The sequence below is a fragment of the Leisingera thetidis genome (assembly GCF_025857195.1).
Classification (GTDB): Bacteria; Pseudomonadota; Alphaproteobacteria; order Rhodobacterales; family Rhodobacteraceae; genus Leisingera; species Leisingera thetidis.
The window spans coordinates 2,193,369-2,207,006 of record NZ_CP109787.1 but is presented as its reverse complement, the minus strand read 5'-3'; the positions used below and the strand labels follow the sequence as shown (position 1 = coordinate 2,207,006).

Here is a 13,638-nt window from a genome sequence, read left to right as displayed (position 1 = left end):
TGATCAAGCGGCGCGGTTTTTCCGCGCCGCTTGTTTGTTGGGGGGCGGTTTGACAGGGGGCGCTGCCCCCGCAGCGGCAGGCCGCTGCGCCCCCGGGATATTTTTGGCAAGAGGAAAGTGAGCGATGATCAGGCGGATATCGTCCGGTGGAGAGTTCGAGGCCAGGATCGGCTATTGCCGCGCCGTTGTGGCGGGCGGATTTGTGCATGTGGCCGGCACCGTCGGCCAGGGCGCGGATGTGGTGGCGCAGTGCAAGTCGGCGCTGGATACCATCGGCGGCGCTTTGGAGAAGGCGGGTTCCAGTTTTGCGGATGTGGTGCGGGTGAACTATTACCTGCCGGATGCGGCGGAGTTTGAACCCTGCTGGCCGGTTCTGGCGGAGGCCTTTGGCGCCAACCCGCCGGCGGCGACAATGATCGAATGCAACCTGATTGATCCGAAGTTCCGGATCGAGATCGAGGTGACCGCGCTGGCAGCGGCGGACAGCTAAGCCTGCCAGTGGCCTGCAGGCAGGTCCGGGGCAAACTGCCATTTCCCGCCGGGAACGCCCGGATCAGGTGCAAGCCACTGGACCTTGGCGGGAAATTGGGCCATATCAAAAGCGGAAAAATCCGGAGGCACCCATGGGAATCCTGAACACTCTTCTGCGCGCTGTGACCTGGTGGAACGGCTCCACCCTGAACACCCGGATCTTCACCGCCCGCAAGGGGATCAAGGTGGGCGAGGATGACCAGGGCAATGTCTTCTACCGCAATGCGGATGACAGCAAGCGCTGGGTGATGTTCAACGGTGAAGTTGAAGCCTCGCGTGTCAGCCCCGACTGGCACGGCTGGCTGCACCGCACCTTTGACGAAGTGCCGAGCGAGAAGCCCCTGAAGCACAAGGCCTGGGAAAAGCCGCACCAGGAAAACCTGACCGGCACCATGATGGCCTATGCGCCGGCGGGCTCGATCCGGGCTGGCGGCGAACCCAAGGAACGCCGTGATTACGAGGCCTGGGTGCCCGAATAAACATCTGCCAGAAGGCTGGTTTCATGTCCCACAATCCTACTGAAGTTTTCGCCGGCGGTGTCGTGCTGGCCGCCGCGGTGGCGTTTGCCGTCTATGCAGGCCAAGCGGCGGGCCTGTCGCGCGGCGGCGACACCTATGATCTGAGCGCATCGTTCCGGTCGCTGGAAGGAGTCAGCGTTGGCACCGATGTGCGGCTGGCGGGCGTCAAGATCGGCACCGTGACCGGCGTGGGCCTGAACCCGGACACCTTTCGCGCCGATACCGTGTTTTCGGTGAAGGAAGGGATCGGGATACCCGATGACAGCGCTGTGGTGATCTCCTCCGAAGGCCTGTTGGGCGGCAATTTCGTCGAGATCATGCCGGGCGGCTCGCCTTTTGCCTTCGAGGCCGGGGATGAGATCGAGGATACCCAGGGAGCGGTCAGCCTGATCTCGCTGCTGGTCAAATTCGTGGCCGGCGGCGGAGAGGACTCGTGAAACGCTTCGCTGCCGTCCTGACGGCCGCGGTGCTGGCGCTGCCTGCCTGGGGGCAGGAGCAGGCGGCGCAGGGCAGTGCAGCCGTTCTCAGGGCGCTGGATAAGGTCAATGGCCATACCATGGACACCGAGGTGGCCATTGGCGCCAGCGCCGAGATGTTCGGCCTGCTGGTGACTGTGTCGGACTGCCGCTATCCGGCGGAAAACCCGACCGGGGATGCATTTGCCTACCTGTCCGTGCGCGATCCCAGCGATGGTGCAGTGCACTTTCAAGGCTGGATGGTCGCCTCAAGCCCGGCGCTGAGCGCGCTGGACCACAACCGTTACGACGTCTGGGTCATGCGCTGCAGCAGCAGCTGAGGCGCGGGTACGGCCGGGCGCGTGAAATCCGCATCCTTTGCCAGCGCCTGGCGCAGCAGCGCCCGGTAGCGCGCGCGGGTGACCTCGATCCCGCCGAGCGAGGCCAGGTGCGGGGTCAGGAACTGGGTATCGCACAGCATGTAGCCTGCCTGCAGCAGCCTGTCGGCCAGATAGGCCAGCGCCACCTTTGACGCGTCGCGGCAGCGCGAGAACATGCTTTCGCCGAAAAATGCGCCGCCCAGCGAGACACCATAGGTGCCGCCGGCCAGCGCGTCGTCACGCCAGACCTCCAGCGAGTGGGCATTGCCCATCAGATGCAGATCCAGGTAGCGGTCGCGGATCTCGGTGCTGATCCAGGTTTCCGTCCGGTCGGCGCAGCCCTCGACCACGCCGGCAAAGTCCCGGTTCACGGTGACTTCGAAGCCGCCGTTGCGGATGCGTTTGGCCAGCGAGCGGGAGATGCGGAAACCGTCCAGCGGCAGGATCCCGCGCCGCTTGGGATCGACCCAGAATACTTCCGGGTCGTCGCGGTGTTCGGCCATCGGGAAAACACCGGCGGAATAGGCGTGCAGCAGGAGGTCCGCAGTCAAGCTCATGGTGCTGGGCAGTATAAAGGAAAATGTCAGGCAAAAGTAGAACGGGGCGCAGCCTGGCGGCGCGCCCCGTTGAATGGTCCCGGTCAGCCGGGCTGGTTTTCTTCCAGCCAGCGCTCCAGCCAGTGGATGCCGTAGTCGCCGGTGTGGATGTCTTTTTCCTGCAGCAGCGCATGGAACAGCGGCACGGTGGTGTCGATGCCGTCGATGATCAGCTCGCCCAGGGCGCGGTTCAGGCGCGCCAGTGCCTCGGTCCGGTCGCGGCCGTGCACGATCAGCTTGCCGATCAGCGAGTCGTAGTAGGGCGGGATCGAATAGCCGTCATAAAGCGCCGAATCCATCCGCACGCCGAGACCGCCGGGCGCGTGGTACTGGGTGATCTTGCCCGGGCAGGGGGCAAAGTTCGGCAGCTTCTCGGCGTTGATCCGCACCTCGATGGCGTGGCCGTTGATCTCCAGGTCGTCCTGGGTAAAGGACATCGGCAGGCCTTCGGCGACCCGGATCTGCTCGCGCACCAGGTCGACGCCGAAGATGGCCTCGGTCACCGGGTGCTCCACCTGCAGGCGGGTGTTCATCTCGATGAAATAGAACTCGCCGTCCTCATACAGGAACTCGACGGTGCCGGCGCCGGAATAGCCCATCTTGCCGATCGCGTCGGCGCAGATCTTGCCGATCCGGGCGCGCTCTTCGGGGGTGATGCAGGGGCCGGGGGCCTCCTCGAAGACCTTCTGGTGGCGGCGCTGCAGGGAGCAGTCGCGCTCGGCCAGATGCACGCCGGTGCCCTTGCCGTCGCCAAAGACCTGGATTTCGATGTGACGCGGCTTCTGGAGGTATTTCTCCATGTAGACTTCGTCATTGCCGAAAGCGGCCTTGGCTTCGGAGCGGGCGGTGGAGAAGGCGGAGACCAGCTCTTTCTCGTTCTGGGCCACCTTCATGCCGCGGCCGCCGCCGCCGGCGGTGGCCTTGATGATCACCGGATAGCCCATGTCCGCCGCGGCCTTCTTGGCGGCCGCAATGTCCGGCACGCCGCCTTCGGAACCCGGCACCACCGGAATGCCGAGGTTCTTGGCGGTTTCCTTGGCGGTGATCTTGTCGCCCATGATGCGGATATGCGCAGCAGAGGGACCGATGAAGGTCAGCCCGTGGTCCTCGATGATCTGCACGAAATTGGCGTTTTCCGACAGGAAGCCATAGCCCGGGTGGATCGCCTGGGCGCCGGTGATCTCGCAGGCCGAGATGATGGCCGGGATCGACAGGTAGCTTTGGGTTCCGGACGGCGGGCCGATGCAGACCGATTCATCGGCCATGCGCACGTGCATCGCGTCCGAGTCGGCGGTGGAGTGCACCGCGACCGATTTGATGCCCATTTCCCGGCAGGCACGGATCACCCGCAGGGCGATCTCGCCGCGGTTGGCAATCAGGATCTTGTCAAACATGGCAGATCCTTACTCGATGATGGCCAGGGGGGTTCCGAACTCCACGGCGGCGCCGTCTTCGACCAGAATGCGTTTCACGGTGCCGGATTTCGGCGCCGGGATGTGGTTCATGGTCTTCATGGCTTCGACGATCAGCAGGGTGTCGCCTTCGCTGACCTGCTTGCCCACCGCGATAAAGGAGGGCGCGCCCGGTTCGGGCTGCAGGTAAACGGTGCCCACCATCGGCGAGGTCACGGCGCCGGGGTGGCTGGCCGGATCTTCGCTGGCGGCGGCAGGGGCCGCAGCGGCGGCAGCAGCCGGAGCGGGGGCGGCGGCGGCAGGCACGGCAACCTGCACCGGAGCAGCGGCCATGGCAGTCTGGCGCGAGACCCGGACATTGAGGCTATCGTCGTCGCCGTAGTCCCGCTTGACCTGCAGCTCGGTCAGATCGTTGTCGCGCAGCAGTTCCGCCAGCGCCTTGATGAATGCCACATCCGCTTCGTGAGATTTATTCGTCATTTTGTCCTCAAGCCGGTTCCGACATGCCCGCCCAAGCCCCGAAGACCCGGCAGGCAGGAAATTAGCGCGCTTATAGGGCAAGGATTACCGCAAGGAAAGCGCTGTCGATGCTTGCCGTAACATGGAGAAGGATTGACGGATTTGCAATTGCCTGCCGGTTTTTTGCATCACAGCGGCATTCCGGTCAGCTTGGCCACCAGTTCCGGCAGCTTGCGGGCGCCGAATTTCTGCAGCAGATGCGCGCGGTGGCTTTCCACCGTGCGGTAGGACAGGTCCAGCTGCTTGCCGATCTCCTTGGCCGACAGACCCTTGCAGGTCAGGATCGCCACTTCGCGTTCGCGCGGGGTGAGGCTGACCACCGGGCGGTCGTCGGAAATATCGGCAAAGGACCAGATGCCGGTCCGGAACGGCGCCTCCGGCGTTACCGAGCGGCCGCGCACCCGGCACCAGAACAAGGCGCCCGAACGGCGGCGCATGATACGCTCGTCATTGTAGCTGCCGGTTTGCGCCGCGGGCTGCTGCAGGACGGCGCCGATGCGGTGGTAGTCTTCCTGGCTGGGGTAGAGGTCAGCCACCGGCAGGCCGGTGTAATCGGCGGGCCCGCCGCCGAAGGTGGCGGCAAACTGCAGGTTGCACCGGGTGATGACGCGGCGTTCCAGCACGGCAAGGCCCACGGGGGCGTGGTCAAAGGCAATATCGCTCATATGGTACTCTTACCCCGGTAACTTCGCTGAGTTGAAGGGGGCAGAACGTGCGTGCCACGTTGCGCGCTGCGGGGCAAGCGGGAGAGGACACGGGAATGAACATAGCGGTGTGGCTGCAGCGGATGGCGGCGGCAGAAGGGGCGCGGCCTGCGCTGTATCTGGGGCGGGAACCAGTGGCGGATTATGCCACCTTCCAGGCGCGGGCGGCCTCGGTGGCAGGCTGGCTGCTGCAGCAGGGCATTCAGCCGGGGGACCGGGTTGGCATCTTCATGAAGAACTGCCCGGATTACCTGATCGCGCTTTACGGCATCTGGCATGCGGGCGCGGCGGCGGTGCCCATCAATGCCAAGCTGCACGGCAGGGAGGCGGAGTACATCCTGCAGAACTCCGGCGCGGGGCTGCTGTTCACCTCGCCCGGGCTGACAGAGGCTGTTGAGGCAAGCGGCGCGGCTGTCCGCTGCGTGGATATCTCCGGCGCGGAATATGCGGCGGCCTTGCAGGCGGCGCCGGTGGCAGGGCCCGCGTTCCGAGCGCCGGGGGATCTGGCCTGGCTGTTTTATACCTCGGGCACCACCGGGCGGCCCAAGGGGGTGATGATCACCCACCGGATGCTGATGACCATGGCGCTGGCCTATTTTGCAGATGTGGATCAGGTGAGCGCGGAGGATCACGCGCTGTATGCGGCGCCGATGAGTCATGGCGCGGGCATCTATGCAATCCAGCATGTGCTGGCAGGTGCTGCCCATGTCTGCCCGGAGTCGGGCGGGTTCGATGAGACGGAGATCTTTGATCTGGCCGCGCATTTCGGCCGCGTCCACATGTTTGCGGCGCCGACGATGGTCACCCGGATGACGGCGGCGGCCAAGCAGACGGGCCGCCGCGGCGAGGGGCTGCGCACCGTGGTCTATGCCGGCGGGCCGATGTATTTGGCCGACATCATCGAGGCGGTTGATCATTTCGGCCCGGTCTTTGTGCAGGTCTACGGCCAGGGCGAATGCCCGATGGCGATCACCGCGCTGCCGCGCCGCGACGTGCAGGACCGCGGCCACCCGCGCTGGCGTGAGCGGCTGGCCAGCGTCGGCAGGGCGCAAAGCGTGGTCGAGGTGCGCATCGGCACGCCGGAGGGGGAGTTCCTGCCAGCGGGCAGCCATGGCGAGATCATGGTGTGCGGCGAAGCGGTGATGCCGGGCTATTGGAATAACCCCGAGGCCACTGCCAGGACGCTGGTGAACGGCTGGCTGATGACCGGCGACATGGGGGTGCTGGACGCGGACGGCTACCTCACCCTGCAGGACCGCTCCAAGGACATGATCATCACCGGCGGTTCCAACGTCTATCCGCGTGAGGTCGAGGAAGTGCTGCTTATGCATCCGGGCGTGCGCGAGGTCTCGGTGGTGGGGCGGCTGCACGCGGACTGGGGCGAGGAGGTGGTGGCCTTTGTCGTGGGGGATGCCCCGGACGCCGAGCTGGATGATCTCTGCACCAGCCGGATTGCCCGGTTCAAGCGGCCCAAGGCCTATCTGCGCATCGATGCGCTGCCCAAGAACAACTACGGCAAGGTGCTGAAGACGGAACTGAGGAAGCGCCTGGCGGATATCAGTTGAGCGATCGGGACAAAAAGGGCCGGCCCTGAACAGAGCCGGCCCCAGTCTGCCGATGCAGGCCTGCGAAAGGCCTGCATGACGGAGATGAAGTTTCAGATCGCCAGGTACTCAGCACGCAGCTCTTCGTTCTCCAGAACCTCGGCGGCGGTGCCGTCAAAGACGATTCCGCCGGTGTCGAGGATCACTGCGCGGTCCGCCAGTTCCAGGGCGCGGACCGCATTCTGCTCGACAATGATGGTTGTCATGCCCTGTTCCTTGATGTGGGTGAGGGTCTTCTCGATCTCGTCCACGATCACCGGGGCGAGGCCTTCGTAGGGTTCGTCCAGCAGCAGGACCTTGATGTCGCGGGCCAGTGCCCGGGCAATTGCCAGCATCTGCTGCTCGCCGCCGGACAGGGTCACGCCCTCCTGCTTGCGCCGTTCGCCAAGGCGCGGGAACAGGTCGTAAAGACGGTCCAGCGACCAGCCGACGGGCGGCGCGATCTGCGCCAGCTGCAGGTTTTCCTCGACCGTCAGGCCGGGGATGATGCGGCGGTCTTCGGGCACCAGGCCCAGGCCTGCGGCGGCGGCCTCATAGGATTCCATTTGGTGCAGCGGCTTGTGATCCAGCCAGATCTCACCCTTGGTCACCATGGGCGAACCGGTGCGGGCGATCGAGCGCAGGGTGGAGGTCTTGCCGGCGCCGTTGCGGCCCAAAAGCGCCAGAATCTCGCCCTCGTGGACGTTGAAGCTGATGCCCTGCACGATGTAGCTCTCGCCGTAGTAGGCGTGCACATCCCAGACCGAAAGGAAGGCCGGCGCGGTGGTGGCCATATTGGCGTTCTTGGAGAAATCGGGTTTCACATTCATATCAATTTCCTTTCTCACTCATCTTGTCCGAAAACCGGTTTCCGTTCGCGGCTCTCTCGAACCAATGGCGTTCACCGCTCACTCGGGATGAGTGACGAACTCCTTTACGCGCTTTCGCCAAGGTAAGCTTCGCGCACCTTCGGGTTGCCGCGGATGTTCTGCGGGTCGTCCTCGACCAGCGGCGTGCCCTGGGCCAGCACGGTGATCCGGTTGGCAAGACTGAACACCACATGCATGTCGTGTTCGATGATGGCGATGGTGATGTCGCGCTCTTCCGAGATCTGTTTCAAGAGGTCGATGGTGTTGTTGGTGTCGGCCCGCGCCATGCCCGCGGTGGGTTCGTCCAGCAGCAGCAGACGCGGCTCCTGGCTGAGGCACATGCCGATCTCCAGCCGCCGCTTGTCGCCGCGGGACATGGCGGCGGCGTGCATGTGCCGCTTGTCGGCCATGTTCATCTCTTCCAGCATGTGCTCGGCCTTTTGCAGAATGTCCTTCTGGCGCAGCACGGCGGAGAGCGCATTCAGCTCAAACGCGCCGTCCCGTTTGGCAAAACAGGGGATCATCATGTTTTCCAGCACCGTCAGGTCGCCGAAGATCTCGGGCGTCTGGAACACGCGGGAAATGCCCATCTGGTTGATCTCGTAAGGCGCGCGGCCCAGCACCGACTGGCCGTCGAACATCACGGATCCGGTGTCGGGGATCAGCTTGCCCACCAGGCAATTGAGCAGGGTGGACTTGCCCGCGCCGTTCGGCCCGATGATCGCGTGGACCGAGTTTTCCTTTACGCTGAGGTTCACATCGGACAGCGCCTGCAGGCCGCCGAACCGTTTCCCCACGTCTTTGACTTCAAGGATACCCATGGTTCTGTCTCCTTATTCCGCGGGGTTGGTTTCGTGGGCGGCGCTGCCATCCTTGACCTTGCGGCGGCTGACCCAGCCCTTGATCCGCTGGCCGCCTTCGACCAGGCCGCCGGGCAGGAAGATCACCACCAGCATGAACAGGATGCCGAGCGTCAGGTGCCAGCCCTTGCCGATGAAGGGGTGGATCAGGAACACCACCGCGTCCTCCAAACCGTCCGGCAGGAAGCTGAACCAGCTGTGCAGCACGTAGTCGTTGATCTTGGAGAAGATGTTCTCGAAGTACTTGATGAAACCTGCGCCCAGCACCGGGCCGATCAGCGTGCCGGCGCCGCCGAGAATGGTCATCAGCACGACTTCGCCCGAGGCGGTCCACTGCATCCGCTCAGCCCCGGCCAGCGGGTCCATCGAGGCCATCAGCCCGCCGGCCAGCCCCGCATACATGCCGGAGATCACAAAGGCCGCCAGAGTGTAGGGCCTCGTGTTGAGGCCGGTGTAGTTCATCCGCTGCTGGTTCGACTTCACCGCCCGCAGCATCATGCCGAAGGGGGAGCGGAAGATGCGGATCGACAGATAGAAAGCGGCCAGCATGATCAGCGCGCAGAGGTAATAGCCCGCGTTGAACTGGAACGCCCAGGGGCCGAGCGCCATCTCGAAGGTGGAGCGCATTTCCAGCCCGAACAGGTTGGTGACCGGGATCGAGCCGTCCGCGGTGGCGGACACACCCAGGATGCGCGGGTCATCCAGCGTCAGCTGCAACCCGGTCTCGCCATTGGTGATCGGGGTCAGCACCGAATAGGCCAGGTTGAAGGACATCTGCGCAAAGGCCAGCGTCAGGATCGAGAAGTAGATGCCGGAACGGCGCAGGCTGACGAAACCGATGAGCAGCGCAAACAGGCCCGCCACGATCACCGACAGCAGAATTGCCGGGATCACGTTCATGCCCACCAGCTTGAACATCCAGACGGCGGAGTAGGACCCGGCGCCGAGGAATGCCGCATGGCCGAACGACAGGTAGCCGGTAAGGCCAAACAGGATGTTGAAGCCGATGGCGAAGATCCCGAAGATCACGAAGCGCTGCATCAGGTCCGGATAGCCCGCGTTGAACTGCGCCATGGCGCTGTCCGTCGGGAAGGGGTTCAGGATGAAGGGCGCCAGCAGCGCAAGGCAGGCGACGATGATCAGCTTTGATGTGTCTTTTTTGTCCAGTCCGAACATGTCTTAGTCCTCCATCACGCCTTTGCGGCCCATCAGGCCCCGCGGCCGGGTCAGCAGAATGATGATTGCGACCACATAGATGATGATCTGGTCGATGCCGGGGATCAGCGACTTGATCTCGTTCATCGAGGCAAAGCTTTCGAGAACACCCAGCAGGAAGCCGGCCAGCACCGCGCCGGGCAGCGATCCCATGCCGCCGACAACCACCACCACGAAGCTGAGGACCAGGAAATCCATGCCCATGTGGTAGTTGGGGGAGTTGATCGGCGTGTACATGACGCCGGCCAGGCCGGCGACGGCGGCGGCGATGCCGAACATGATGGTGAAGCGGCGGTCGATGTTGATGCCCAGAAGGCCCACGGTCTCGCGGTCGGCCATGCCCGCCCGCACCACCATGCCGAAGGTGGTGAATTGCAGGAAGGAGAAGATGCCGCCGATGATCAGCACCGCAAAGAAGAAATAGACCACGCGCCAGACCGGATAGATGATGTCCATGCCGAAAACGGCGCCGAGGTTCATCACCCCGTTCAGCGCATCCGGTGCCGGGGTTTGGATCGGGTTGGCGCCGTAGAAGTACTTGACCACCTCCTGCAGCACGATGGCGAGACCGAAGGTCACCAGGATCTGGTCGGCGTGGGGGCGCTTGTAGAAATGCTTGATCAGCCCGCGCTCCATCACATAGCCGACGCCGATCATGATCGGAATCGCGAACAGGATCGCCAGCGGCACCGCCCAGTCGATGATGGCACCGCCGAACTCGGGGCCGAACCAGGCCTCGACATAGGGGGTCTTCACCTTCAGCGGGTTGCCCAGGAAATCGGTCTGGGTTTCGTCCACGAACTCGAAGCTGAGGCTAAGGATCCGCTGCAGGGTGACGGCGCAGAAGGCGCCGATCATGAACAGCGCCCCATGGGCGAAGTTCACCACGCCCAGCGTGCCGAAAATGAGTGTCAGTCCCAGCGCGATCAGCGCATAGGCCGAGCCCTTGTCGAGCCCGTTCAGGATTTGCAGGAGAATGGCGTCCATGGGTCCCACCGTTCGTCAGGTCAGGGAAGGGTCTTCCGGCTGCGGCCGGAAGACCCGCGGTGCGGCGCAGCCGAATTCCGGTGCGGAATTCGGGCCGGAATTATTGCATAATTCCGGTGCCGGTGGCGGGGATCAGGCGCCCGGGTTGCAGGCGCCGAGGTTGCCGCCGGCGAACATCGGGTGATCGGGAGCGTATTCCACCTGCGCCCGCGGAGTGACTTCGACCACTTCCAAGAGGTCGAATTCCGAAGTCGGGTTTTCCTTGCCGCGCACCACCAGAACGTCCTTGAAGCACTGGTGGTCTTCGGCGCGGTACAAGGTCGGGCCGTTGCCCATGCCGTCGAACTCGAAACCTTCCAGCGCTTCGGCAACCGCACAGGGGTTGAAACTGCCGGCCCGTTCCACCGCATCCGCATAAAGCAGGGTCTGCACATAGCAGGTGTGCGCGGCCTGGCTCGGCGGGAAGCCGTATTTGGTGCCGAAGGATTTCACAAAGGCCTTGGAGCCCTCGTCCTGTAGCGTCCAGTGCCAGTTGGTGGAACCGTGGATGCCTTTCACGTTCTCGCCCGCACCCTTGGCCATCAGGCGGGAATATAGCGGCACCACGATTTCGAAGTTCTTGCCGTTCACCACCTTGTCGCGCAGGCCGAACTGCACCGCGTTGGTGAGCGAGTTCACCATGTTGCCGCCATAATGGTTCAGCACCAGCACGTCGGCGCCCGAATTCAGCACCGGCGCGATGTAGGAGGAGAAGTCGGTCGCCGCCAGCGGCGTGCGGACCTTGTTCACGGTCTGCCAGCCCAGGGCTTCAGTTGCGGCAGCGATCGACTCTTCCTGGGTCCAGCCCCAGGTGTAGTCGGCGGTCAGGTGGTACGCGGTGCGGTCGGTGCCGTAGAGGTTCTTGAGCACCGGCGCCAGCGCCGCGCCCGACATGTAGCCGTTGAAGAAGTGGCGGAAACCGTTGGCCTTCTTGTCCTTGCCGGTGGTGTCGTTGGAGTGGGTGAGACCGGCCATGAAGATCACGCCCGCCTCCTGGCACAGACCCTGCACGGCGATGGCAACGCCGGAGGAGGAGCCGCCGGTGATCATCACCGCGCCGTCCTTCTCGATCATCGACTTGGCAGAGGCGCGGGCGGCGTCGGATTTGGTCTGGGTGTCGCCGGTGACATATTCCACCTTCTTGCCCAGGATGCCGCCCCCTTGCAGCGCCTTGGAGCTGAAGGTGTTCATCATGCCGCCGTCGCCGCCGCCGTTCAGATGCTCGACCGCCAGCTCATAGGCGCGCAGCTCGTCGGCGCCTTCGTCGGCGTAAGGCCCGGTCTGGGGCACGTTGAAGCCCAGGGTCACGGTGCCGCCGGTCGGCTCATTGGTAAAGGCCGCGGCGGAAGAAGCAGTAAAGATCGTTGGCAGCGCCACACCGGCGCCTGCGATTGCGCCGGTCTTCAGGACTCTGCGGCGCGATGCGTCAAATTCAGACATGTATTCCTCCCTAATATGAATGGTGCCTTGCAGCTCCTCACTTCTGCGCGGTACCAGCACGATGCGTGCAAAATCAGTATGGGTGCGGTATGTAAAGTTAGGCAATAAATCCCTTTTATTGCTTGAAAATTCTGTAAATAACTGAACAGTATTCAGCGGTAGTATGTAAATTTTGTTATATTGCAATGCAGAAAGCTGTTGAAATGACAGTGTTTTGGGAGGCCTTCCGCAATGGCACGCGATACCCTGACCGGCAGCCGGATCCGCGAGCGCAGGCTGATCCTTGGAATGCGCCAGGCAGAGCTGGCGCGTGAGACGGGGATCTCCGCCTCCTACCTCAACCTGATCGAACACAACCGGCGCAGAATCGGCGGCAAGCTGCTGGTCGGTATCGCCGGGGTGCTGGGGGTGGAGCCGTCGATGCTGAGCGAGGGGGCGGAGGCGGCGCTGATCTCGACCCTGCGGGAGGCGGCGGCGGACAGCGGCGTGCCGGTGGCGGAGCTGGACCGGGTCGATGAATTCGCCGGCCGGTTTCCAGGCTGGGCCGAGGTGCTGGCAACCGGCCACCGCCGCATCGCCACGCTGGAACGCACGGTGGAAACCCTGTCGGACCGGCTGACACATGACCCCACCCTGGCAGCCTCCGTGCATGAGGTGCTGTCGACTGCTGCGGCGATCCGGTCCACCGCGTCGATCCTGGCGGAAACCGGCGGGCTTGAACCGGAATGGCGCGACCGCTTTCACAAGAACCTCAACGAGGATTCCCTGCGCCTGTCGGAGAGCAGCCGCGCGCTGGTAAGCTTGCTGGACGAGGACGACACCAGCGACCACCGCCGGGGCATGCCGCAGGAGGAGGCCGCAGTGTTCTTTCAGGAAAACGGGTTTCATTTCCCTGCGCTTGAGGCTGGGACCGCGGCGCCGGAGCTGCTGGTCCAGAATGCCACTGCCTTGACGAGCGCGGCAGCCCGCAGCCTGGCACAGGCTGCGCTGGAGCAATACCGGACGGATGCCCGGGCAATGCCGCTGCAGGAGCTGGTTCAGGAGATCCGGACGGGCGGGGTTGCCCCGGTGGCATTGGCGCACCGCTTCAATTGCGGGCTTCCCGCCGTGCTGCGGCGCCTGGCTGCGCTGCCGGAGGAGGTGCTGGGGCAGGAGGCCGGGCTGGTGGTCTGCGATGCTTCGGGCACGCTGTTGTTCCGCAAGCCGGTCACCGGATTTGCGATGCCGCGGTTCGGCGCGTCCTGCCCCCTGTGGCCGCTTTACACTGCGCTGGTGCACCCGAATGTCCCGGTGCGGCGCAATGTGGTGCAGCAGGGGCGCAATGCGGCGGCGTTTGACTGCATGGCGGTGGCCTGGCCGCAGGAAATGCCGGAGTTCGGCGCGGATCCGCTCTATCGGGCGGTGATGCTGATCCTGCCCGGTGCCCAGGATGCAGAGGACCCGCAGCCGGTGGGCGCCAGCTGCCGGATCTGCCCGCGCCAGGGCTGCCCGGCCCGGCGCGAGCCGTCGATCCTGAAGGAAGAGTTTTGA

The 13,638-nt window shown here is 64.2% G+C and carries 15 protein-coding genes; 6 read left to right on the top strand and 9 right to left on the bottom strand.

The window, feature by feature from the left end; translation table 11 throughout:
* Window positions 1-124 precede the first annotated feature (124 nt).
* From OKQ63_RS10520 to OKQ63_RS10505, 4 genes are all read left to right on the top strand, one after another.
* The gene (locus OKQ63_RS10520) at window positions 125-490 is read left to right on the top strand and encodes a RidA family protein (RefSeq protein ID WP_264210028.1); all 366 of its coding nucleotides are present in this window, start codon (window positions 125-127) and stop codon (window positions 488-490) included.
* Window positions 491-623: 133 nt separating this feature from the next.
* On the top strand, window positions 624-1,010 hold the full coding sequence (locus OKQ63_RS10515) for an NADH:ubiquinone oxidoreductase subunit NDUFA12 (protein WP_027237966.1): 387 nt from the start codon (window positions 624-626) through the stop codon (window positions 1,008-1,010).
* Between the two features lie 23 nt (window positions 1,011-1,033).
* Window positions 1,034-1,486 carry an outer membrane lipid asymmetry maintenance protein MlaD gene (gene mlaD, locus OKQ63_RS10510; RefSeq protein WP_264210027.1) on the top strand — a complete coding sequence of 151 codons (453 nt, stop codon included), beginning with the start codon at window positions 1,034-1,036 and terminating at the stop codon, window positions 1,484-1,486.
* Window positions 1,483-1,845: a DUF2155 domain-containing protein gene (locus OKQ63_RS10505; protein ID WP_434086006.1), complete on the top strand. Its 363-nt coding sequence runs from the start codon at window positions 1,483-1,485 to the stop codon at window positions 1,843-1,845. Before mlaD ends, OKQ63_RS10505 begins: the two co-directional genes overlap by 4 nt.
* Here OKQ63_RS10505 and aat read toward each other — a convergent pair.
* From aat to OKQ63_RS10485, 4 genes are all read right to left on the bottom strand, one after another.
* The gene (gene aat, locus OKQ63_RS10500) at window positions 1,809-2,441 is read right to left on the bottom strand and encodes a leucyl/phenylalanyl-tRNA--protein transferase (protein ID WP_264210026.1); all 633 of its coding nucleotides are present in this window, start codon (window positions 2,439-2,441) and stop codon (window positions 1,809-1,811) included. The genes OKQ63_RS10505 and aat overlap by 37 nt on opposite strands.
* A gap of 83 nt (window positions 2,442-2,524) precedes the next feature.
* Window positions 2,525-3,874, bottom strand: a complete 1,350-nt coding sequence (accC, locus tag OKQ63_RS10495) for an acetyl-CoA carboxylase biotin carboxylase subunit (RefSeq protein ID WP_264210025.1) — start codon at window positions 3,872-3,874, stop codon at window positions 2,525-2,527.
* A gap of 9 nt (window positions 3,875-3,883) precedes the next feature.
* A complete protein-coding gene (gene accB / locus OKQ63_RS10490; RefSeq protein ID WP_264210024.1) occupies window positions 3,884-4,372 on the bottom strand; it encodes an acetyl-CoA carboxylase biotin carboxyl carrier protein in 489 nt (162 codons plus the stop codon).
* A 167-nt stretch (window positions 4,373-4,539) separates the two neighbouring features.
* Window positions 4,540-5,076, bottom strand: coding sequence for a PAS and helix-turn-helix domain-containing protein (locus OKQ63_RS10485; RefSeq protein WP_264210023.1), 537 nt, complete (start codon window positions 5,074-5,076; stop codon window positions 4,540-4,542).
* 95 nt (window positions 5,077-5,171) lie between these two features.
* On the opposite strand from OKQ63_RS10485, the gene OKQ63_RS10480 reads away from it, so the two are divergent.
* Entirely contained in the window at window positions 5,172-6,680 is a 1,509-nt protein-coding gene (locus OKQ63_RS10480) for a class I adenylate-forming enzyme family protein (RefSeq protein WP_264210022.1), read from the top strand.
* Window positions 6,681-6,772: 92 nt separating this feature from the next.
* Here the strand turns inward: OKQ63_RS10480 and OKQ63_RS10475 are convergent, their stop codons facing one another.
* The 5 genes from OKQ63_RS10475 to OKQ63_RS10455 all read right to left on the bottom strand — a co-directional run bounded on the left by OKQ63_RS10475 (window position 6,773) and on the right by OKQ63_RS10455 (window position 12,108).
* A complete protein-coding gene (locus tag OKQ63_RS10475; protein WP_264210021.1) occupies window positions 6,773-7,528 on the bottom strand; it encodes an ABC transporter ATP-binding protein in 756 nt (251 codons plus the stop codon).
* A 104-nt stretch (window positions 7,529-7,632) separates the two neighbouring features.
* Window positions 7,633-8,388 (bottom strand): ABC transporter ATP-binding protein, encoded by a 756-nt coding sequence (locus OKQ63_RS10470; protein ID WP_264210020.1) that lies wholly within the window; start codon window positions 8,386-8,388, stop codon window positions 7,633-7,635.
* Window positions 8,389-8,400: 12 nt separating this feature from the next.
* Window positions 8,401-9,603, bottom strand: a complete 1,203-nt coding sequence (locus OKQ63_RS10465) for a branched-chain amino acid ABC transporter permease (RefSeq protein WP_264210019.1) — start codon at window positions 9,601-9,603, stop codon at window positions 8,401-8,403.
* A gap of 3 nt (window positions 9,604-9,606) precedes the next feature.
* A complete protein-coding gene (locus tag OKQ63_RS10460; protein ID WP_264210018.1) occupies window positions 9,607-10,629 on the bottom strand; it encodes a branched-chain amino acid ABC transporter permease in 1,023 nt (340 codons plus the stop codon).
* Between the two features lie 132 nt (window positions 10,630-10,761).
* Window positions 10,762-12,108: a substrate-binding protein gene (locus OKQ63_RS10455; protein ID WP_264210017.1), complete on the bottom strand. Its 1,347-nt coding sequence runs from the start codon at window positions 12,106-12,108 to the stop codon at window positions 10,762-10,764.
* Window positions 12,109-12,339: 231 nt separating this feature from the next.
* Between OKQ63_RS10455 and OKQ63_RS10450 the strand changes: the two genes are divergently transcribed.
* Window positions 12,340-13,638, top strand: coding sequence for a short-chain fatty acyl-CoA regulator family protein (locus tag OKQ63_RS10450; RefSeq protein ID WP_264210016.1), 1,299 nt, complete (start codon window positions 12,340-12,342; stop codon window positions 13,636-13,638).